Source organism: Algoriphagus sp. SE2, from assembly GCF_039563885.1.
Lineage (GTDB): Bacteria > Bacteroidota > Bacteroidia > Cytophagales > Cyclobacteriaceae > Algoriphagus.
The window spans coordinates 130338-150377 of the sequence record NZ_JBCLWJ010000002.1 but is presented as its reverse complement, the minus strand read 5'-3'; the positions used below and the strand labels follow the sequence as shown (position 1 = coordinate 150377).

The 20040-nt window shown below is 37.3% G+C and carries 14 protein-coding genes and 1 tRNA gene; 8 read left to right on the top strand and 7 right to left on the bottom strand.

The window, feature by feature from the left end:
- Positions 1-402: 402 nt before the first annotated feature.
- The 3 genes from AAGF08_RS02810 to AAGF08_RS02800 all read right to left on the bottom strand — a co-directional run bounded on the left by AAGF08_RS02810 (position 403) and on the right by AAGF08_RS02800 (position 5755).
- Entirely contained in the window at positions 403-1893 is a 1491-nt protein-coding gene (locus tag AAGF08_RS02810) for a sulfatase (protein ID WP_343509422.1), read from the bottom strand.
- Positions 1894-2040: 147 nt separating this feature from the next.
- Positions 2041-3948, bottom strand: coding sequence for a c-type cytochrome (locus tag AAGF08_RS02805; protein WP_343509767.1), 1908 nt, complete (start codon positions 3946-3948; stop codon positions 2041-2043).
- Positions 3949-3964: 16 nt separating this feature from the next.
- Entirely contained in the window at positions 3965-5755 is a 1791-nt protein-coding gene (locus AAGF08_RS02800) for a DUF1080 domain-containing protein (RefSeq protein ID WP_343509421.1), read from the bottom strand.
- A 484-nt stretch (positions 5756-6239) separates the two neighbouring features.
- Here AAGF08_RS02800 and AAGF08_RS02795 point away from each other — a divergent pair, with 484 nt between their 5' ends.
- Genes AAGF08_RS02795 through AAGF08_RS02785 form a run of 3 tightly spaced genes read left to right on the top strand, consistent with a single transcriptional unit; the run spans position 6240 to position 10620 of the window.
- Positions 6240-8630, top strand: a complete 2391-nt coding sequence (locus tag AAGF08_RS02795; protein WP_343509420.1) for an ATP-binding protein — start codon at positions 6240-6242, stop codon at positions 8628-8630.
- Positions 8631-8632: 2 nt separating this feature from the next.
- Complete coding sequence (locus AAGF08_RS02790; protein ID WP_343509419.1) at positions 8633-9343, top strand: hypothetical protein; 711 nt, start codon at positions 8633-8635, stop codon at positions 9341-9343.
- A 2-nt stretch (positions 9344-9345) separates the two neighbouring features.
- Positions 9346-10620, top strand: coding sequence for a cation:proton antiporter (locus tag AAGF08_RS02785; RefSeq protein ID WP_343509418.1), 1275 nt, complete (start codon positions 9346-9348; stop codon positions 10618-10620).
- 153 nt (positions 10621-10773) lie between these two features.
- On the opposite strand, the gene AAGF08_RS02780 is transcribed toward AAGF08_RS02785, so the two are convergent.
- The 4 genes from AAGF08_RS02780 to AAGF08_RS02765 all read right to left on the bottom strand — a co-directional run bounded on the left by AAGF08_RS02780 (position 10774) and on the right by AAGF08_RS02765 (position 12649).
- Positions 10774-10848: transfer RNA gene (locus tag AAGF08_RS02780), tRNA-Pro, on the bottom strand.
- Between the two features lie 69 nt (positions 10849-10917).
- Positions 10918-11142: a hypothetical protein gene (locus tag AAGF08_RS02775; protein WP_343509417.1), complete on the bottom strand. Its 225-nt coding sequence runs from the start codon at positions 11140-11142 to the stop codon at positions 10918-10920.
- 157 nt (positions 11143-11299) lie between these two features.
- Positions 11300-11593, bottom strand: a complete 294-nt coding sequence (locus AAGF08_RS02770) for a hypothetical protein (protein ID WP_343509416.1) — start codon at positions 11591-11593, stop codon at positions 11300-11302.
- A 432-nt stretch (positions 11594-12025) separates the two neighbouring features.
- Complete coding sequence (locus AAGF08_RS02765; protein WP_343509415.1) at positions 12026-12649, bottom strand: hypothetical protein; 624 nt, start codon at positions 12647-12649, stop codon at positions 12026-12028.
- Between the two features lie 57 nt (positions 12650-12706).
- Here AAGF08_RS02765 and AAGF08_RS02760 point away from each other — a divergent pair, with 57 nt between their 5' ends.
- The 5 genes from AAGF08_RS02760 (at position 12707) to AAGF08_RS02740 (ending at position 20019) form a co-directional block, all read left to right on the top strand.
- On the top strand, positions 12707-13576 hold the full coding sequence (locus AAGF08_RS02760; protein WP_343509414.1) for an SdiA-regulated domain-containing protein: 870 nt from the start codon (positions 12707-12709) through the stop codon (positions 13574-13576).
- A 227-nt stretch (positions 13577-13803) separates the two neighbouring features.
- A complete protein-coding gene (locus AAGF08_RS02755) occupies positions 13804-16011 on the top strand; it encodes a sodium-translocating pyrophosphatase (RefSeq protein WP_343509413.1) in 2208 nt (735 codons plus the stop codon).
- 191 nt (positions 16012-16202) lie between these two features.
- Positions 16203-17510 (top strand): D-alanyl-D-alanine carboxypeptidase, encoded by a 1308-nt coding sequence (locus tag AAGF08_RS02750; protein ID WP_343509412.1) that lies wholly within the window; start codon positions 16203-16205, stop codon positions 17508-17510.
- A gap of 124 nt (positions 17511-17634) precedes the next feature.
- Positions 17635-19632 (top strand): prolyl oligopeptidase family serine peptidase, encoded by a 1998-nt coding sequence (locus tag AAGF08_RS02745; RefSeq protein WP_343509411.1) that lies wholly within the window; start codon positions 17635-17637, stop codon positions 19630-19632.
- A complete protein-coding gene (locus AAGF08_RS02740) occupies positions 19633-20019 on the top strand; it encodes a VOC family protein (protein WP_343509410.1) in 387 nt (128 codons plus the stop codon). It abuts the gene before it with no gap.
- Positions 20020-20040: the final 21 nt, after the last annotated feature.

Below are 20040 nucleotides of genomic sequence, written 5' to 3'. Positions count from 1 at the left end.
TTAGATTCAGCTATCATTGATAATAAAGAAATAAGCTGAAAATTGGCTACTTCATCTGCTCAATCTCTTTGATATTATAGGAAATGGGTGAAATGCTAATTGACTTTTGATCCTTTTGAATATGAAAAATAAAAGTGCTGGTATTACAGAGTTTCCTACCCTAAACAGACGCAATGATTGCTACTGAAATTCCCCCGTAGATAATTACATCAGCGGCATAAGTATTGGAGTTTATTTTTTCCGAATCTTTAAAAGAACAGGAAAAAACACAAAAAATCAGACAGGTTAAATAAAATCTAGAGATCATAAAATCATGCGTTAGATGAAAGGCAAAAGACAAGGAATTAAATTTGAATCTATTCCAATTTATTTAAAAGCTTTCAAGTCACATAATCTAACAAATTAGTTTCTATTTATCTCGAGATAATTTTCTAAGCGTAAGCTGTCACTCCTTCCTCCTGGGCTATCATAGAGGTAGTTCCACATTTTCATATACTCATCAGCAGGTAAAAATTTATCATTTGTCTTTTTCAATTTAGCCTGAAGAATCTTCTTCATTTCTTCCTGAAGTGACTTGGCCTCCTCTTTTCCAACCAAATTATTCATTTGATAAGGGTCTTTTTCATTATCATACAATAACCATGGGCCAAGCAGGTCCTCCACATAGGTGTATCTTTTAGTTCGGATAGCCCTATATTCTCTACCCCCATTCATAAATTTCCATTCATGAAATGGAACCGGGAGCATCACCAGTGCGGCCTCATTTTCTAAGTCCTTTGCCGAAATCATTTTTTTTGAAAAGTCTTTTCCCTCTATTGTTTTTGGCTTTTTTATATTACTCATTCCGAGTAAAGTCGGTAGTAAATCCGGGGTATTAATCGGGTCATAAAAATCCTTCCGGTCTTGACCATAAATTTCTGGATAGCGAATTAATAGAGGAACTTTAATTGATTCATCCCAAGGTCTTTGTTTCTTCAAAACCCCTTTTGACAAGAGCATGTCTCCATGTTCAGAAGAAAAAACAATAATCGTATTGTCCTTCAGGCCAGCATTATCCAAAGCTTTCAATAAATCACCAATGGCTTTATCGATCGCGGTGCAATGTGCATAATAGCCTGCTAACACATGGCGGGCACTATCCTGTAACTCGACTGGAACATTTGGCCTTAGCTTAATATCCTTTTCATTATAAAGTTTCTTAAACTCTTCAGGAGCAGAAAAATATGGGTCGTGCGGGGGACCATAAGACAACATTAAGAAAAAGGGTTTTTTCGTGTTCTTGTTTATAAAGCTAATCGCACTATCTGTCTGAGGAAAAACATCATATCCCTCCCAAGTATGTTTTACATTTTCCTCATCAAAATAGAAGCTATTGTTATAATTATGAGTAACCTCTCTTACTTTCCAATAATCAAACCCTTGCCTTCTCTCTTTAGGAACCGGAAGTTCCCGGGCAGCAAATGCATCTTCTCCACGTGCATGCCCATTCAAATGCCACTTCCCTATGTAACCTGTAGCATATCCTGCATTTTTATAGATTTTTCCCGCTGTCACAGCATCAGTTGGCAAAGGCTTATCATTATAAAAAATACCATTTGTCAAAGGGTATTGACCTGTCAAAAAACTAGCTCTCCATGGGGTACAAACCGGACTTACTGAAACTGCATTATGAAAAACCAAACTCTCCTCCGCCAAAGCGTCGAGATTAGGAGTTATAACATTTTCACTGCCTGCATAACCCAATTCCTGGGCACGCCATTGGTCAGCAAGGATAAAAACCACATTTGGTTTAGTTTGATCTACATTTGAAAGAGAGTCTAAACTTTCAGCTTTCAAATTTATCATAAGACAAATAGTGAAAACCCATCCTATAATTACGCTTGAAGCTCGCATCTTTTAAGGTTTAATTTTGGATATAAGTCTTAATATTAAAATTTCCAACGTCCTACCTATCCTGCCCTAACCAGTACTAATCTAAAACAAAAAAAGCCGCCAATAGCTAGTGACGGCTTTTTGAGGATTTATAGCCTCTATTTTTTTCTAATTGTCCAAAGAATTGATCCATCGAGCAATCTTTAAGGCATCTTCCCTTTTAATTTGTGGCATTGGTGCCATTGGAGTAGCATATTCAGGCCAATTTTCTGGTTTAGGGTTGTAAATCAATTCTACAATTTTTTCTGGAGAATATTTTCTTTTAGCGATCTCATTAAACCCTGGGCCCACCACTTTTTTATTGGGAGCATGGCAAGCAATACAGGTATTCTTTGCAAGTAATGTTTTAATCTCTGCTTCAGATGGAATTGCATTAGAAGCTATTACTTTTTCAGCATTTGGTTTGGTATTTGGTTTCTCTTCCACAACAGGTACTGGTTTTGGATTAATATACATTTTGGTACCGTCAGGAATATTATTCAAGGTATAATATGCATCCGGATGAATCAATTCATGCGATTGACTCGCTTCTCTAATTCCTGGAAGACTAATCTTATGAACATGGTATTGCTTTAAGTCCTTCACTGCAATTCTTACTTTCATACCATCTTCAGAAACCTCCACACCTAAAATTTCATGCTCCATATTTCTAACTGGAGGGCTACCATAAACAGGGTGATACTTATACGTGTAACTGTCCACCATGTAAGAGCTCAAGTCCTCAGCCGACTCTTTGTTAACAGGTTTGGTAAATTCAATTTCAAACCCATCCACTTTTGCTTTCACGGTCCTCATTTCAAAAGGAAGCTCTCTATTCCAAACCAATCGTTGCAATCCTTCATTCGCATCCCCTGCAGAACCCCAACCTCTGTTGGTCTCCCCTACAAACATGGATTGGTCATCTGCAAATACCATTCGAAGCACACCGGATTGAAATCCATTTCTGAAATCGATCGAAGCACCCTGATATTCGCCCTTTACTTTTTCCAAAACAACTCTCATGATTTTGCTCTGACCTTGATCCCCGACAAGGATTTGGCCTGCAAATGGACCTAAAAACCCATCTGGAATCACAATTGGCTCTGAAGTAGAAATACCCTGTACTCCATAAGGGAACCAGATGGCTGGGAGTTTAATAGCAGGTAGTGATTTTTTAGCCTCATATAGAGTTACATAATTATCATCCACGACATTCTCAGGCTTGATAAACCTGCCATTTTCATCCTTAACATTCTGTGGATCCACCACCTGATCAAATTGCTCGGAGGTGATATTAATTGGAGAATTTGGTAAACCAGACCACCTTAAGCCAGCTGGATGTCCGGAGAAATCACCCTTCTCTAAATGCCATAAGCCACCAGATCCCTGATAATCACCTTGATTTTCTGTATAAAAAATATCACCATTTATTACTCCTACTCCTGCAGGAGATCTCATCCCAGAAGCATAAGGTTCTAAAGTTCCATCTCTGTGAACTTTCAAAGTCCATCCTCTAAAAGGAACTCGGCTTTCACCTCTCCACCATTCCTGGTTACCAAAAGCCAAATTAGTAGTTACTACAAAGGATCCATCTTTTGCTATTTTTGGACCAAAGCTATATTCATGGTAATGAGCAGAAAGCGGCCAAGAAGCAACAGTTTCATATAAATCAGCAACACCATCTCCATTAAAATCAACCATTTTCGTCAATTCTCCTCGCTGTACAGCATAAAAAGCTCCATCTTCATAATGCAAGCCTAAAGCTTCATGTAATCCAGAGGCAAATTTCTTGAAATATGGTCTAGTTGATGTTGGGTTTTCTACCACAAACACATCACCTCTTCTTGTCGAGATTCCTAAATTTCCGTTAGGTAACATGGTTAATCCACCTACTTCCAAAAGCAAACCCTCTGGTGTGGGTACTCGGGTAATCTTAAAATAATCTTCTTCCTTAGGCGATTCCTGAGCAAATGAGGTGTAAGCTAATCCATAGCACAATACCCCCAGAAACAATTTTTTGATAGTCATTTTTTTCATTTTCATCAGGCTTGGATTAAAACAATAAAACATAGCTCAACTTTGAATTAAATGGAAGATAAATACCTTCAGTCCCTATTTTAGGTTCCGCATCCTCTGTCAGCACTTCCAGATACACTCCGGTATCTTCTATGAGATACAGTGTTTTAGAAACTTTTTTTAAGGTATTACCCGGCGCAATTTTCACTTGATATCCTTGAGGAGCTCCAGAAATCTCCAACTCCCTAAAAATTCCTTTTCCTGTTTCCATTAACTTGATATGATCTTTTAAAATGGCACCTGATTCCAATTTTGCACCAAATTCCACATCTCCATTACCCAAGATTTGATATCCTGTTCCCTTCAAAGCAATGTCTGAAGCTTGGTAAGAGTTAGTAAGTAATAATGGAGTATCAAGACTCAATTCAGTTATAGCACCTAAAGGTCTTGAAACACCATTCCCTCTACTGTGCCACATAGGCGTCGCATCCAAAAATCCCCCTCTCCAAACTCTGATCAATTGATTTGTTTCCAAGTCATATGTAAAATGAGTCCCAAAGTTGGAGGATACTGAAACAGCATGGGAGAGCTTAGTTCTGTTAGGTAGCTCTGCAAAACTTCTTAAAACAGGAGTTTCTTCAGTTTTCACCCAAATTGGATCTACTGAATTATTGTAAGACATTACAGACTCGCTCAATGCGATTGGCCAGAGCCCATCTGCACTAACAGTAAAATTAAAGCCTTGAACTGTCCAATCCATTGGTTTGGAGATCCAAATCGAATAAGGGATCTCACCAGAATCCAATGCTTTCTCAACTCTTACTCTGCCCTCTCTTAGTTCCGCGGAGGCAGAATTATCTCCTAAAACCATTGCTCCCAACCCCCTTGGGACATCCAGATCAAAAGTATAATTCCCACTTTCCTTAATATCCAAAACACCTGTAAACTTGGTCAATGTTGATCCGGTGACACCTGAATTAAAATCATCAAAGGATTCCAGACTTCCTGTTTTTATTGCTTGTAAATCAGATTTAGGGAATTCAGAAAAAGAACCAGAATAGACCGAAAAATTTATATTCTTAATTTCAGGAGCACTTAAATCCAATCTTTTCACCTCAAGGGATTTGATTGCTACAGAACCATGATCTCCCTGAATCCGAATAGGTCCTTCAGCTACTTCCTCCTCAAATAATGCTCCGCGAGTAGGGCCAAAAACCTCTAGGTTCTCATGAATTGTAACCCCGTTTAATCGAATGTATCTAAATTTAGCATTCTGAATTTTTTCACCATTCGCAGAGAATCTGGGTGCCTGAAAAGCCACTTCCAATTTTTGCCAAATCCCGGGAGCTTTACTGGCATTTTGCCTTGGGGCATACCCTTGATAGCCTTTTTGTCCGTCAGGTTTTGATTCATCCCAACGCTCATAGACACCTCCATTACTTCCGGACTTTGGATTGGTTTCCATCCAACTGTCCAATAATTGCACTTCGTATTGACCTTGAAGGTATAAACCTGAATTAGAGCCCTCAGCCATCATATAGACCATTGTAAGTTCGACATCCCCGAATTTTTCGGAAGAAATAATATCAGAACCTGGTTTTCTTTTTGCGGGAGCATTAAATAAAATAGTTCCTTCCCCATCGGCAATTAGAATATGATCTTTTGGAGAAAGTTCGGACCAAACTTCCCCTACTTCCGTCCAGCTTCCTTTATTGTTTGTAAAAGAGTCTAGCGTAAGTTTAGATACCGTTTGAGCCTGTGAGGTGAAAGTTAGCGCAGCAATAGTCAAAGCTATTCCTAGCCCAAGCAATCTTGGTTTCAAAAGCATAGGTTTAATAATTGATTGATTTTAATATAAATACTGTTTTAATCCTTCTCCCCCTTTTTAAAATTAAAACGAGTCGAATGTTAAAAAAAGAAAGTTCCTGCGAATTTTATAACCCTAAATATACGCTTGAAATTCCACTTCATTGATTCTTCTTCGAGAGTTTTCAATAGAATTATAGCAATGACTAGATTATTCGATAATTGACTTAGAATTATCTAAATCCATGGTAGAAAAGGAAAAATCTTGCTTTCTAACCTTTACTTATTTTTATTTATTAGGATAAATTTTGATCCGATCTAATTCAGCTCTTTTACGTATCTCATAGTTTAAATATCGATATGAGGTTTTAAGAATATCTTAAAATTAACTTCTTCAAAACCTTATTCTTTTTCGATAAGAGCACTTATCTACAGGAAATATTATCATCGATTGAAGATTTAAAATTCAGTTAAAAACACTTTCTTTGGTAAGAAACAAATGTCAAATGGCGGAAATAAAAGAACAGAGTAGGCAATTATCTGATATTGATCCAATAAAAACCCAAGACTTTTTGGATCAATTAACTGAATTTTATAATCAGGTAAAATCTCAGACTGGATCCGAATCTCTCTATGATTTGATTATCCAGAAATACCCAAAACTCCTTGAATCTTTCTTATCATTTGGCAAGTCTTTGATTCCTTCAGATGAAAAACAAGAACTCTTATCATCTCATGAAGTGTACCTCTGGCATTATTTTTCCCCTGAAAAGTTCAAAAATATTTCTTTGCTAATTCGTGATACTCTTTTACAGCTTTCAATTGCCCAAAACCGAGTAAAAGAACATAGAGTGACTAAAGAAGGTGTTGAAAAGCATTTTCAAGCTTCTAAAGAATTATTACTAACTGAAATCAACGCCCTTTACAACGATATCGAGGGTATGGACAAATTACTTCTTGAAAAAGAAGGTGCTTTGGGAAGAAAACTGGAATCCATACAACATCTTAAAAATCCTTGGAGTGTTTATTCTGAACAACTAAACACGATTCAAGAACACATTAACATCATTCATAGCTCCAAAGGTTTAGTGAAGGAAACTATTGTCAGTTTTACATTGATTAGATCTAACCTAGAAAGAATGGGGGTTGAAATCCGAAATGAAAATGATTTTTTTCTATTAAAAACAACAGAAAGCTTAGAGCTTTTAAGTCAAATCGATAGCCAACAAAAACTGAAAGAAGGGCTTAATTGGATTGAGAACCTGTTGGAGGATCTCATGAAGTATAATGAAAAAAAAGAAAATCAAATCAGGACGCTTGAAGATTGGGTTGAAAGCCTCAAATCATTTACCATTCCAGTGGGAACAGAAGATGGACTCTTACTAGAAAAGTCAATTGATTTCAAGAAGACCACTACGAAATGGCTAGATTATTATATTCTGCAAGATGTCATGGAGCTATGGGAGGACCAGGAATCACTAACTACCCGAGTGAAACATGTGCTTTCTTCCTTGAGAGGTAGTTTATCAATTCTAATCAAAACAGAATCTCTAAGTGATTTCAGGGTTGAAAAGGAAACCCTTGAAAAACTACTTGCAGAAGAACGAAAAAATAAAAAAAGAAGCTTAGAGCTCCTGTCGCATATAGATGAGTTGATGAAAAAGGATTTTGCGGTGACTCAACTATATATAGAATCTGAGTATCTAAAGGTTCCTTTACAGACTTCTTTCACCAGGCTTGGAAGTAACAATCATGGGTTTGAAAAGAAAATAAGTTTAGCAATTAAAACTCTTTGGTCTAAAATCAGTCGCCAATACGAAGAAGCCAAAGAAAAAACACCGCATCAGGAACTAGAAAAAGCCTTAAAAATCATAGAAACTAGATCAACCAAACCCAATACTGATCATTACCATGCCCTTTTCCTAACCAAAAATTTTGTAGGCGATTTATTTCTCGTTTCACGTACTGGAATTGAAAACCAGCTGGAAGAAACTGTAAGACAGTGGAATCAAGGAAGTGGTCGCTCTATTTTGTTAAGCGGAGATTCATTTTCTGGAAAAACAACCTTAGCCGAATATATTTCAAAGCATTACTTTGCAAAGCGTACAATTACTTTGAATCCTAATTCAGATATCATTGTGGAAGGAAGGAAATTCAGAACTTCAAAGAATTTAAAAGAGGCGCTGGATTTTATCAAACGATCGGTAAGTAATTCTGCTCCCCTGGTAATTTTAGATGATCTTCATCAATGGAGAGATCAAGAGTATTCCTTGTTGGAAAACATGAAGGCTCTTATGGATTTTATTTCCAATCAATCACAACGAGTTTTAATTTGTGCTACAATTTCTTCAATCCTTTTGAAGCATCTGGATAGTAGAATTCCTTTTTCGATAACCTTCACCAAACTTCATTCTGTATCCAAGTCCACAAATGAAGAAATTTTCAAGGCAATTATGCTTCGACATGGAGCCTCACATAAAGACGTTTTGGAACAGGAAAAGAAACCGCTTACAGATCGACAATTGGAGAAAAAAATTCTCTCATTGACCAAGATGTATGATTACAATTTGGGGGCTGTCCTTCAAGCATGGACCTATTGCACCGATATTCTCGATACTGACCAGGTTCGATTTGTTGATAGAGATATTCAACTGAATGATTTTCTTTCCGATGAGGAAGTTTTGATCCTGAAATATTGCCTTCTTTACGGATATGGGTCAGAACTGGAACTGAAAGAATTTTTTACTACAAGGTTTGAAAATTATATTAAGCCATCGATTCGTAAACTATTAACTATAAATATTTTGGGCAGAAATGAAGCAGGATTTCTTGTAGTAAAAGACAGTTTAAAACAAGAAATTCATATGTTACTAAATGACAGAGAAGTTTTCTTATAAAAATGGATCAGGATAATCTATATCATTGGAACAACCTCCTAGCTTTAGGCTTAATACTTCTTTGTATCTACGCCATTCTTAAAGCTTGCCATTGGCTTGCCAAACGATATCTCCGGCAAAATAAATCAGGAAAGAGAATCACAAGAATAATGAAAAGACTGAGTCTTTTTTACGTGCCGATCGCCTGGGGTATTTTATTGGTTGCCTTCATTTCCATTGATTACATTCGCCACGGCCTCTTGGTCGGCGCTGGCTTTATCCTTACTTTTCCTTATCTCAAACATTATATTAGTGGACTTTTCCTACGTGAAAACCCAATGATTCAAATAGGAGCCGTTGTTCAAGGAAAAAAGCTAAGAGGGCTCATTCACAAGATTGGAGCATTGGGTCTCGTTTTGGGAACTTCAACAGGGGAGCATTTTATCTGGCATGGGGAATTTGAGCAATCTGGATTTTCAGTGATCCCTCCTAAATCTACTACCCGATTGCAATTAATTTATTTACATTCTCAACTCTCGCAAAAACAGATCTTAGATTTACTTTTTGACCAACCCATCTTGGCATTTAGTAAACCTATTGACTTAAGAGCTACGAAAAAGGAAAATCTTTATGTATTGCAATACACTCTTGAAAAAGGTGCTAAAACTGAAGATTTGACCAATTTTTTGAGCGATAATAGCATATCCAGCAGTCTAACTGAAAACTTTGAGTAACTATGGAAATCATTTCCTCCTATAATCTTATCATTGAGTTCTCTGTTATTTTGATCCTCTCATTTCTATTCAATGGGATCTCAAAGCGAACCAATATTCCTGCTGTCCTGATGCTTATCGGACTGGGGATTTTACTGCAATATTTATTACAAAGCTTTACAAATGAAACCTTTGATTTTTTTCCGATTTTAGAAGTCTTAGGTATCGTTGGATTGATCATGATTGTTTTGGAGGCTGCTCTTGAACTGGAATTAAAACAAGAGAAGCTTTTACCTATCCTCAAATCATTCGCTGTGGCATTGATTGGACTTTTAGGGTCCGCTTGGGCAGCAGTTTGGATTTTGATGACTTTCGTGCCTGACATGACTACTGAGTCCGCATGGCTTTATGCAACTCCACTTTCTATTCTTTCTTCTGCTATAATAATTCCAAGTGTTGGAACGCTTAATTACAAAAAGCGGGAATTCCATATTTATGAAGGCACTTTCTCCGATATTCTTGGGATCATGATGTTTTATTTCCTTACGGGAAAGTTAAACCCGGCTCAGGATTCTGGAGTCGTAGGATTCGGTGGAAATTTACTTTTGACAATAGCAATTTCATTAATTGCCAGTTATGGAATTATTCTGATTTTCCAGAACATTAAAAGTCAGGTTAAGCTCTTTTTGTTGATTGCTCTTCTCCTTCTTCTCTACGCCATCGGCAAGAAAATGCATCTCTCCTCTTTGATCATTATTTTGATCTTCGGGTTAGTTATTGCCAATATGAAACTCTTTTTCAGAGGCAGACTTTCAAAATGGTTACATTTTGAAAAAGCCCATCAGATTTATCATGAATTACATACGATAACTGCAGAAACAGCCTTTGTGGTCCGAACATTTTTCTTTGTGATTTTCGGACTTACAATTACGGTTGCATCCCTTTTTGACTTACAGGTCGCTATTATCAGTTCTCTCATTATTTTATCCATCTACCTCATTCGGTTTTTAATTTTGATGGTTTTTGAAGGAAAAGATATGCTTCCACAGCTCTTTATCGCGCCAAGAGGATTGATTACCGTTCTCCTTTTTTATGCTATTCCAGTTGAAGTACAGATCGAAGGATTCGAGCCTGGAATCTTACTTTTTGTAATTATCGGGACGAGTGTGATCATGACCTTTGCGATGATTTATGACAAAAAGCGTAGCAATAAAGCTATAGAGCAAGCCAGCAGCAGAAAGGTGAGCAGTGTAAAATGGAAGGTTCCTTCAGTGATTGACCAAGAAGAGAAAAAGTGAGGCTCTACAAATTAACTTATGACTAATTGATTGTTTTCTGAAATGGGGGAATTCGATCCTAATCTACTCTTTCCCTTTATAAAGATTTATTTTTTATAATATTGGGGCTTTTCTGATATAAAAAAAAGGCAGCTCTTAATAGAACTGCCTTTGTCGGGGTGGCGGGATTTGAACCCACGACCCCACGCCCCCCAGACGTGTACGCTAACCGGACTGCGCCACACCCCGATACTTAGGCGAAATTAATATAATGAATGGTTTTATCCAGTACCTGAATAAAATTATACGAACCTAATTTCAATTATTTTTAAAAAAGACTGCTTGGAATGTGGTATTACAGCATTGCTTGCAGGTACTAGCTTTTGGATTTAAATCCACAGCTTTCCTCATTGCCTCTTTTCCATTATTAAAAGGACCTAAATATTCCCGATCCAGAATATCAGGAATTAATTCACACTCCCTTTCGTGGATCTCATATTTCCCTTCATCATTTGGATTTGACGATAAATAAAAGAATTTCATAAATAAACATCATTTGACCCAAAAGTACAATTTAGAGAAGGCTCAAAAAATACCCAATATTGGGTATTTTCAAGCATAAAATCAGAGTATTGACTTCATATGAGTCTCCAAATTTTGAAAATCCTAAATCAAAATGCCGGGCTAATTATTAAAAAAATTAAAAATCAACCCAATACCTTTCCAACAAAATAGCCCATTCCTCGTCAAGGGAAACAGTGGGTCGGGGCTCTCCTGCTCTCCGATACCAATAATCAGCATTCCACTGATCTCCTTCTTTTCTATGTAAATAAGCGTGAACTCGAGCCGCACTTTTTCCTGGTAACTGGTCCACCATATTATGAGATGTTTTCCAATCACCTTTACCATCATAATACAGTGCTTTCAGTTCTGGAGAGAAGGTTGACAATGGCTCATTGAGGTTTAAAAAGCGGTCGATTTTTAACTTTTCCATATTTTTTAAAAACTGGTTTCTATTTCAAAACAAGATCATTTTAGCGACAAAACTTAATTCTTATGTGATTTTTTCCTGATATACTAAGTCCAATTCTTTGTTAGACAAAAAAAATTGAATCATGAAAAAACTAATTTCACTCTTCAATTTAGGACATATATAATTGCTCCTTAGACAATGATTAAAAGTTATGGGTCTTTTCTAAATAATTATAATGCGGATTGTTCAACTTCTCTATTTCACTTTGACGTCAATTAAGCTAGTAAGCAGGGAATTGTAATTAAACCCAGATTGGGAGTACTATTTTTAAATGTTAGATAAGAAGAATACAACTGGTATTCTGTATCAAAGAAACCGAAAATGAAAGCTGAGTTACTACTAAATATACTTGGGTAATGACTATTTAAATCTCAGGTGAATTATGGAACTACTTCACGCTTTCCCTACCAGCATCAATTCGGTTTCACGTATTTTCTCATCCAATAGAAGCATGTTTTTTTCTTTGCCCGGCTGAAAAAATCTCAAGGCATATTTAGAATGATAGTGGTGAGATTTCAAAAATTCTCTTGTTCCCTTAAGCCAATCTAAAAGTGAAATTTCTTTTCCTGTGGAACTCTCTTTTTCTTTTTTCAAAAGTAATGTGTGGTGGTAAAATAAATCAGAACCTAACTGACTCAAATCCGAATCACAAATAATAGCCTCAAAAAGATCTTTGGGCTGCTGCGGGACCTTTGTCGCCAAAATTGCAGATTGAATTCGGCGAATTCTATCTTCGGGAAGTCCTAATTCCATTAAACAAGTTTGTGCAAGATTTGCTCCTTGTTGCTCATGCCCTTCAGCAACTCCGTCCCAATATCCTACGTCATGAAGCCATCCCGCATAAAACAAGTCCTCTAAATCCTGTTCTGCTAAGCCAAAGTACTTTCCCAAAACATTTACTGTATCAACAATCAGTAAGGTATGATCCAAATTATGGTAACATACCTCAGGCATTTGCATATTTGCAAACATTTCCATCATCCAGGATTCAAACTTTACTAATAATTGATTATTCAAAGCCAATATTCTAATTTATAACTCCTAAGATAAAAAAATATTAGTTTTCAAGGAACAATGAATCATATTTCTATTATTTCACTTTTCTCTTTTTTCGTTTTAAGCCAATGTTATCCCAAAACAGAAGGCTCATTTTCTTATTCTTTCCCAGATAGATATTCATTGGAAGAAATGGAAAAAGTGAACCTTCCAAAAAAACTAGAAGAAATTTCTGGAATCGAATGGATAAGTGAAAATAAACTTTGGGCTATTGAAGACGAATCCTCAGTCATTTATGTGCTAAACCCAAATACCGCAGAGATAACGACAACGCAAAAGTTTGCCAAAAATGCAGACATCGAAGAGATTATGGTTTATAATAATGATGCTTGGGCCCTCAAAAGTAATGGGGACATTTATCAAATCAGTAATCCTTTTAGAGATTCCATGAAATCAATTATGTATAATTTTCCAGGGAAAGGGAAAAATGATTTTGAAGCAATGATAAAATCAAACACAGGCCCTAATATATGGATCTTTTGCAAAGACTGTAACTCAGATAAAGGTAATGAGGTTGCTTCAGTTTATTCTTTCAATTTAGAATCAATGAGTTTTGATAATAAACCAAAAAAAGTCTTAAATGCCACAGATTTAAAGTCAATTCTTAATGAGAAGGAGCTTAAAAACATAAGAATTAAACCTTCGGCCATTGCCTATCACCCAATAGAACACCATTTTTATCTATTATCATCAAGTGACAATTGGTTAATGGTTTTGGATCAGCAGCTTACTCCCAAAGAGTTTTATAAACTTGATCCGGCAATTTTCAAGCAAGCGGAAGGAATCACATTCAGTCCGGATGGAACGCTATTCATTTCAAATGAGGCTAGAGGTGGTAAACCAACACTACTTTCCTTCCCATATACTCCCAGTATGATAAAGGATTAACTATCCTTCCCAAAAGGATTTTTTAATAAGTGGATTTAGGTAATTATTAGAAATATGAAACAATTACCCTTCAAAACATACCAGTTATAGGGTCTTTTTGTAAAATCATTAACAAAATGTCTTTTTAAAACAGACATACTCATTTGTTAGTGGTTGGTGGCTTCGGGAGAAATTCTATATTTGCCGAGTTGATTATAAAAAAACCCTATTAAGTATTTAGAATCTATATGGAAAACGCGCTTATTTATTTGGTCCCGGCACTAGGGATTTTAGGCCTGATAGCGATGGCAATAAAATCTGCATGGGTAACGAAACAGGAAACAGGAGACAAAACTATGATGGAACTAGCCGGCTATATTGCCGACGGTGCCATGGCTTTCTTACGAGCAGAATGGAAAGTACTTGGATACTTTGCTGTTATTGCTGTAATCCTCCTTGCCTGGTCAGGAACGATGGTAGAAACTTCCAGTCCAGTCATTGCTATTTCATTTTTAATCGGAGCTTTTTTCTCTGCATTTGCCGGGTTTATAGGAATGCGCATTGCAACTAAAGCAAATGTGAGAACCACTCAGGCTGCAAGAACTAGTTTGAAACAAGCGCTTAAGGTTTCCTTTACTGGTGGTTCAGTAATGGGTCTAGGTGTTGCAGGTCTTGCAGTTCTTGGCTTAGGTTCTTTATTTATTTTCTTTTACCATTTTTATGTTCAAAGTGTTGGAGCTGGAGTAAATGGTGTTGAAATGGAAAAAGCACTTGAAGTATTAGCTGGATTTTCATTAGGTGCAGAATCCATCGCTTTATTCGCTAGAGTTGGTGGAGGAATTTATACCAAAGCTGCTGACGTAGGAGCTGACCTTGTTGGTAAAGTGGAAGCAGGAATTCCTGAAGATGATGTTAGAAACCCAGCAACAATCGCCGATAATGTAGGTGACAACGTTGGAGATGTAGCAGGAATGGGAGCGGATCTTTTTGGATCCTATGTTGCAACCATTTTAGCCACGATGGTATTGGGAAGAGAAATTGTTTCTGAAGATACCTTCGGAGGAATCGCCCCGATTTTATTACCGATGATCCTTGCCGGTTTAGGTATTGTCTTCTCTATCATGGGAATGGCATTTGTCACTATAAAAGACGAAAAAGGAGATGTGCAGAAGGCCCTAAATATGGGAAATTGGTCTTCTATTATTTTCACGGGTATTGCCTCCTACTTTGTAGTTCAATATATGATGCCAGAAACTCTTTCTATTAGAGGATATGAGTTTTCAAACATGGATATTTGGTATGCGATAATTCTTGGCCTTGTAGTCGGTACTTTGATGAGTATCATAACAGAATATTACACAGCAATGGGCAAAAGACCAGTGATGTCTATCATCAAACAATCCGCAACTGGACATGCTACAAATATCATTGGAGGTCTATCTGTAGGTATGGAATCTACAGTTCTTCCAACTTTAGTTTTAGCGGGTGGGATTTATGGCGCTTATGAATTTGCAGGTTTATATGGAGTAGCAATTGCAGCAGCAGGAATGATGGCTACTACTGCCATGCAATTAGCAATTGATGCTTTTGGACCAATTGCTGATAACGCAGGTGGTATTGCAGAAATGAGTCAGCTTCCAGAAGAAGTAAGAGGTAGAACAGATATTTTGGATGCTGTAGGAAATACTACTGCAGCAACAGGAAAAGGATTTGCAATTGCTTCTGCAGCATTGACTTCTTTAGCATTATTTGCAGCATTTGTTGGCATCGCAGGAATTGATTCAATAGATATTTTTAAGGCTAATGTACTGGCAGGTTTATTTGTAGGAGGTATGATCCCATTTATATTCTCTTCCTTGGCAATCGCAGCGGTAGGTAGAGCAGCAATGGATATGGTGAATGAAGTGAGACGCCAGTTTAGAGAAATACCAGGAATCATGGAATATAAAGCCAAGCCTGAGTATGATAAATGCGTAGAAATATCTACCAAAGCCTCTATAAGGGAGATGATTGCCCCTGGAGCTATCGCTTTAATAACTCCAATTATTGTAGGTTTTATCTTCGGCCCAGAAGTTTTAGGAGGGCTATTAGCTGGTGTGACAGTTTCTGGTGTTTTGATGGGGATGTTTCAATCAAATGCAGGTGGAGCTTGGGATAACGCTAAGAAATCCTTCGAGAAGGGTGTTGAAATAGACGGAGAAATGTATTATAAAAAATCTGAGCCGCACAAAGCTTCAGTAACAGGTGATACTGTAGGAGACCCATTTAAAGATACTTCTGGTCCTTCAATGAACATTCTAATCAAACTTATGTCAATCGTAGCTTTAGTAATAGCACCACATATCAGTGAAGGTACTCATGGTTCTGAAATGGCCGAAAAAATCGAAATCAAAAAAGAAATCAAATATGAAAATGGTAAAAAGTTGGTTACTGAATTTAAAAAAGTGACTAAGTAAAATTCAAAATACAATTATTAAAAACCTCTTCAGATGAAGAGGTTTTTTATGTTCAAAAAGGTTAAAGAACTTATGTTTTGCTTTTAGTTTGCATCTGTTGATCCCTCAAACTTCATGAACTCACAACAAAGTCTCCTATCAATTCGGTAGGAGACTTTTTTTATTTATCTTTTGATAGAAATATTCACCTCATGAAAAAAATTCTACTCGGATTAGTACTACTTGTTAGCTCCTGTACGGTTCAAAAAATAAATAAATCTCTAACAAAATCAGAAATTTTAAATCAGGGTCATATGGGCTTTATGCTGTTGGATCCTGAACAAAATAAAGTTTTGGTAGATATCAATTCGGATAAATATTTTATACCTGCTTCAAACACAAAGTTATTCACCTTTTATACCTCCTATTCGGTATTGGGTGATGAATTGGTCAATGGCTTGAATTATCTTGAGCGTGGAGATTCCTTAATTTTTTGGGGTACAGGAGATCCAGGTTTTTTACATCCAGACTTAAAAAATGAGGTTGCATTAAACTTTTTAAAACAATCTACTAAGGATTTATACCTCTTGGATAATTTCGATCGGGTAGACGCCTTTGGACCTGGTTGGTCGTGGGATTGGTATAATTATTACTATGCCACAGAACGCTCCGCTTTACCAATTTATGGTAATGTGGTAAGGTTCAAATTAGAGGAAGGACAAAATAGATTTACAATCAATCCAAAGAGATTCACCAATTTTCTTGCTGCTGAAAAAACTGATGACTGGAAAGGATACCGATTTAAAAGAGATAGGTATACCAATCTTTTTAGCTATCAATTGGGGGATAAAGTCAAAGTCGAACCTTTCGAGACGGATATTCCATTTGTGACTTCAGCTGCGTTCACAGCCCAATCATTAAGTGAGGAAACTGGTAAAGGAGTAACTTTAATCCAGAATGAGAATTACCTCAAGTTAGATCCTAAAAAACTTCAAGCGACGCCTGCCGACAGTATTTATGCTCAAATGATGAAAATCAGTGACAATTTTTTAGCTGAACAGTTAATGCTTCTTGTCTCTGATCAATTAAGTAACAAATTGAGTACATCGGATGCCATTGAATATGCCAAAGAAAACCTCTTAGCTGATCTTCCGGATGAGCTCTTATGGGTAGACGGATCAGGACTTTCTGCCAAGAATATGTTCACTCCAAGATCTATTGTTGCTTTGCTTGGAAAAATAAGAGCAGAAGTACCCTTAGAAAAAATCAAAGCTTATTTTCCGGCAGGAGGTGAATCAGGAACCATTAGAAATTGGTACAAAGCAGATGAAGGCCAATCTGCCTATATCTATGCTAAAACAGGAACACTCAGCATGAGTAATGCATTGAGTGGTTTTCTAATCACCAAAAGCGGAAAAATTTTACACTTTTCCTGCATTCTTAACAATTATGCCCTACCCTCTTCTCAATTAAAACGAGAGCTCGAAAAAACACTCTACCTAATTCATGATAAATACTGATTTCCAGCTATAGCGATAGAACCATTTAATTAAACTTTTGCACATTCCCGCCATGAAACATACAGTCCTCCTTACCCTGCTCTTTTGTTTTTTTTCAAACCTTTTATTTGGCCAGTCCTTTACCATGGAACAGGTAGGGAAATTCTCTTTCCCTTCTGAGTTGACAAGTTCGGAAACAGGTCAAAAAATAGCCTGGGCTATGAATGAGCAAGGGAAAAGGAATGTTTATTATGCTGTTGCTCCAGATTTCACTCCAAAAAAGATTACGCAATTCAATGAAGATGATGGACAGGAAATCAGCAGCTTACAATTTTCTCCAGATGGAAATTACCTGGTATTTGTTCGTGGTGGTGACCATGGTGGCGGCAACGCTTCCTCCACTGTCAACGCCCAAAATTTACCTACCCTCCCAAAAGTAGAGATATGGAAAATCAACCTTGAAAGTGGGAAAGTTGAAACGATAGTGGAAGCTGATAATCCTTCCATCGGTGGAGATCACCAACTTTTATATCTTAAGGGTGGTCAAGTCTGGACGACAGATTTAGCTAGCTCGGAGAAGCCTAGGCAGCTTTTTGAAATTAAAGGAAATGTCAATGAAGTGGCTTATTCACCAAATGGAAAAGAGTTGGCTTTTGTGGTAAATCGAGGCACACATTCTATAATCGGAATTTATGAAGCTGCTAACACGCCTATCCAATGGATCTCTCCTTCATTTCATAGGGATTCAAATATCACATGGTCACCAGATGGTAGTAAAATTGGTTTTGTGAGGCGCCCAGGAGGCAGTGGTGCAGACATGCCAGTATTAGAACCCAGACATAATTCCTGGGAGATCTGGGTTGCGAAAGCAGACACCGGAATTGCAGAAAAATTGTGGGAGGCTCCAAAAACATTAGCAGGCTCCTATACCTATCCTTTCTTTGCATTTTCAGGAAACGACCACCTCGCCTATCTCTCTTACGAAGATGGTTGGCAGCACTTATATTCTTTAAATATCAACACAAAAACTTCGAAACTTTTAACTCCGGGCGACTATATGATCGAACAGATCAAGCAGAGTCCAGACGGAAAGAAACTTGCTTTTTCTGCAAATACAGGGGCTGAACCAGAAGATTTAGATAGACGACATATCGGAACCGTGGAGATCTCAAGTGGAAATTTAACCTGGGAAACTTCAGGAAAAGGGATTGAAGCATACCCGGTATGGATTGGAAATGAAGCACTAGCCTATTTTAGTGCTACGGCACAGCGATCTCATTTAGTGGCTATAAAAACTGGTAATGATGTCAATTTATTGGGAGAAGATCTGATTCCTACTGATTTCCCTCAATCCCTTTTGGTCACTCCAAAGCAAGTGAAATTTACCGCTCCAGATGGAACAACCGTTTATGGTCAACTTTTTGAAAAGGAAGGCGGTCCAGCTAAAAAACCTGCGGTAGTTTTTGTCCATGGTGGGCCTCAAAGGCAAATGCTTTTAGGATGGAGTTATATGGATTATTATTCCAATACCTATTCCATCAATCAGTATTTAGCCAATTTAGGGTTTGTAGTTTTATCTGTTAATTATCGCTTAGGAATCGGATATGGATATGAGTTCCACAGACCATCCGGCGCTTATTACCAAGGAGCTGTAGAATACCAAGATGTAAAAGCTGCTGGTGAATATTTGGCTGCTTTACCGCAGGTAAATAAAGAGAAAATAGGGATTTATGGTGGATCTTATGGTGGATATTTAACTGCCTTAGCTTTGGCCAGAGACTCTGAACTTTTTAAAGTTGGGGTCGATATTCACGGTGTACATGACTTAGATGGACGCTATGATCTTTCACCAAATTATGAACAAGCTCCTGACCTTGACCAAGCAAGAAAGATTGCTTGGGAATCCTCTCCTATCTCTGACCTCTCAACTTGGACTTCGCCGGTCTTGTTTATTCATGCAGATGATGATCGGAATGTTCCTGTCCGGCAAACTGTAGATTTAATCAGAAGATTCGAAGAATTAGGAAAACCATACGAATCCATTTTAATCCCAGGCGATACGCATCATTGGATGAAATGGTCAAATATGATCAAGGTAGATCAAGCTACAGCTGATTTTCTCCAAAAACATTTGATGAATTAAATGAGGCTATCCGGAATACATCACATTGCAATAATTTGCTCTGATTACGAAAAGTCCAAGAAATTCTATGCCGAGATTTTGGGACTTGAGATTATCCAAGAAATTTATAGAAGGGAACGAGACTCTTTTAAGCTGGACTTAGCCCTAAATGGCGAATATGTGATCGAGCTTTTTTCCTTTCCCAATCCACCAAAAAGAACTTCTAGGCCCGAAGCTGCTGGTCTAAGGCATATAGCTTTTTCTGTTCCCGATTTAGATTCCTGTGTGGCTGAATTAATTAGACATCAAATTTCCCCAGAACCTATCAGAACAGATGAATCCACGGGTAAAAGATTTACCTTCATTGCTGATCCAGATGATTTGCCAATAGAATTTTATGAAGCATAAAAAAAGCCCGAGGATATAAAT

Bases quoted from the DNA above. Each gene is read 5' to 3' on its own strand.
- AAGF08_RS02805 (WP_343509767.1), bottom strand. From the start codon at position 3,948: ATGAAAAAAATGACTATCAAAAAATTGTTTCTGGGGGTATTGTGCTAT.
- AAGF08_RS02750 (WP_343509412.1), top strand. From the start codon at position 16,203: ATGAAAAAAATTCTACTCGGATTAGTACTACTTGTTAGCTCCTGTACG.
- AAGF08_RS02770 (WP_343509416.1), bottom strand. From the start codon at position 11,593: ATGGAAAAGTTAAAAATCGACCGCTTTTTAAACCTCAATGAGCCATTG.
- AAGF08_RS02775 (WP_343509417.1), bottom strand. From the start codon at position 11,142: ATGAAATTCTTTTATTTATCGTCAAATCCAAATGATGAAGGGAAATAT.
- AAGF08_RS02755 (WP_343509413.1), top strand. From the start codon at position 13,804: ATGGAAAACGCGCTTATTTATTTGGTCCCGGCACTAGGGATTTTAGGC.
- AAGF08_RS02740 (WP_343509410.1), top strand. From the start codon at position 19,633: ATGAGGCTATCCGGAATACATCACATTGCAATAATTTGCTCTGATTAC.
- AAGF08_RS02745 (WP_343509411.1), top strand. From the start codon at position 17,635: ATGGAACAGGTAGGGAAATTCTCTTTCCCTTCTGAGTTGACAAGTTCG.
- AAGF08_RS02790 (WP_343509419.1), top strand. From the start codon at position 8,633: ATGGATCAGGATAATCTATATCATTGGAACAACCTCCTAGCTTTAGGC.
- AAGF08_RS02800 (WP_343509421.1), bottom strand. From the start codon at position 5,755: ATGCTTTTGAAACCAAGATTGCTTGGGCTAGGAATAGCTTTGACTATT.
- AAGF08_RS02760 (WP_343509414.1), top strand. From the start codon at position 12,707: ATGAATCATATTTCTATTATTTCACTTTTCTCTTTTTTCGTTTTAAGC.
- AAGF08_RS02795 (WP_343509420.1), top strand. From the start codon at position 6,240: ATGGCGGAAATAAAAGAACAGAGTAGGCAATTATCTGATATTGATCCA.
- AAGF08_RS02810 (WP_343509422.1), bottom strand. From the start codon at position 1,893: ATGCGAGCTTCAAGCGTAATTATAGGATGGGTTTTCACTATTTGTCTT.
- AAGF08_RS02785 (WP_343509418.1), top strand. From the start codon at position 9,346: ATGGAAATCATTTCCTCCTATAATCTTATCATTGAGTTCTCTGTTATT.